Source organism: Saccharomonospora saliphila YIM 90502, assembly GCF_000383795.1.
Taxonomy (GTDB): Bacteria; Actinomycetota; Actinomycetes; order Mycobacteriales; family Pseudonocardiaceae; genus Saccharomonospora; species Saccharomonospora saliphila.
This window is the reverse complement of sequence record NZ_KB912724.1, coordinates 29298-31202: the sequence shown is the minus strand read 5'-3', so window position 1 is coordinate 31202 and position 1905 is coordinate 29298. Positions and strand designations below refer to the sequence as shown.

2 protein-coding genes are annotated in these 1905 nt (G+C 73.1%); both read left to right on the top strand.

The genetic code is table 11. From position 1 onward, the window contains the following. A partial coding sequence (sucB, locus tag SACSA_RS23775) for a 2-oxoglutarate dehydrogenase, E2 component, dihydrolipoamide succinyltransferase (RefSeq protein WP_048876991.1) occupies positions 1-803 on the top strand: 803 nt, incomplete at its 5' end. A gap of 89 nt (positions 804-892) precedes the next feature. Then, the gene (locus tag SACSA_RS0118695; RefSeq protein WP_019819245.1) at positions 893-1777 is read left to right on the top strand and encodes a TIGR01777 family oxidoreductase; all 885 of its coding nucleotides are present in this window, start codon (positions 893-895) and stop codon (positions 1775-1777) included. Positions 1778-1905 lie beyond the last annotated feature (128 nt).

The window sequence follows — 1905 nt, the reverse complement described above, 5'->3', positions numbered from 1 at the left end:
CGGCGGCCCCGCAGGCGCGTCCGTCGGCGCCGTCGGAGCCGGACCGCGCGGTGGCGGTGTCGGACTCGGAGAAGGCGGCCCTGCGCGGCACCGTGCAGAAGGCGAGCCGCATCCGCCAGATCACGGCCGACAAGACCAAGGAGTCGCTCCAGGTCTCGGCGCAGCTCACGCAGGTCCACGAGGTGGACGTCACCAAGATCGCCAAGCTGCGGGCGCGGGCCAAGGAGGCCTTCCGTGAGCGGGAGGGCGTCGGCCTGACGTTCCTGCCGTTCTTCGCGAAGGCGACGGTCGAGGCGCTCAAGCAGCACCCGAACGTCAACGCCTCCTACAACGAGGACACCAAGGAGATCACCTACCACGGTGCGGTCCACCTCGGCGTGGCCGTGGACACCGAACGCGGTCTGCTGTCCGTGGTCATCCACGACGCCGGTGAGCTGAGCCTGGCCGGGCTGGCACACCGGATCGCCGACCTGGCGCAGCGGGCGCGCAACAACCGGGTGACGCCGGACGAGCTCACCGGAGGCACGTTCACGATCACCAACATCGGCAGCAACGGCGCCCTGTTCGACACCCCGATCATCGTGCAGCCGCAGTCGGGCATGCTCGGCACGGGCGCGGTGGTCAAGCGGCCGGTCGTGGTCACCGACGCCGAGGGCATCGACACCATCTCGATCCGGTCGATGGCCTACCTGCCGCTGACCTACGACCACCGGCTCATCGACGGCGCCGACGCCGGCCGGTTCCTCACCACGATCCGGCAGCGCCTCGAGGAGGGCCACTTCGAGGACGAGCTGGGACTGTAGGAGCCGCGCTCGCGGGAGTCCACGCGCGCCGAGGGGTGTCCGCCGTTCGCGGTGGGCGCCCCCCGGCGCCGAGGTTCTAGGGTGGTGCCATGCGCGTTCTCGTGGCCGGGTCGAGCGGTTTGCTCGGCACCACTCTGCGCTCGCACCTGACCGGTTCCGGCCACGTTGTGACGCGGCTGGTACGGGCGCGTCCCTCGGCCGCCGACGAACGGGGCTGGGACCCTCCGTCGGGGCGCATCGACACGGGTGCCTTCGACGGCGTCGACGCCGTGGTCAACCTGTGCGGGGCGCCGCTGGCCTCGGGCCGGTGGAACCAGGCGCGAAAGCAGGTACTGACCGACTCGCGGATCGAGCCGACCGAGGTGCTGGCCGAGGCGGTCGCCGAGCACCGCGTGCCGATCCTGGTCAACGCGTCCGGGATCAACTACTACGGCGACACCGGCGGCAGGCGGGTCGACGAGTCCGCCCCGCGCGGCGAGGGCTTTCTCGCCCGGTTGTGCGGCGAGTGGGAGGAAGCCACCGAACCCGCGCGCCGCGCCGGAGCGCGCGTGGTCCTGCTGCGGACGGCACCCGTGCTGGCGGGCCGGGGTGGCGTCCTCGCACCGCTGGTACCGCTGTTCCGGTTGGGGCTGGGTGGCAGGCTCGGCGACGGCCGCCAGTCCATGCCGTGGATCAGCCTCGCCGACGCGGTGGCGGCCATCGCGTTCGTGCTGGAGCACGACGAGATCGCGGGGCCGGTGAACCTCACCGCGCCGTCTCCGGCGACCAACGCCGAATTCACCGCCGCCCTCGGGCGGGCGCTGCACCGCCCGGCACCGTGGCGGGTCCCCGGCTTCGCCCTGCGGACGGCGCTCGGTGACGCCGCTGACGAAATGCTGCTGACCGGGACCCGCGCCGTCCCGGGGGTGCTGACCGACGCCGGGTTCCGGTACACCCACCGCGACCTCGACGGCGCGCTCGCCGCGGCACTGTGAGCCGCCGCGCGACCTCCGGGGTGCTGGGCGCGGTGGGCGCGGCGTGCCTCGCGGCGTTCGTCGCGCTCGGTCTCATGGTGCGCACGAGTCCCTCGGCGGTGGACACGGCCCTGCACGACGCCGTGGGC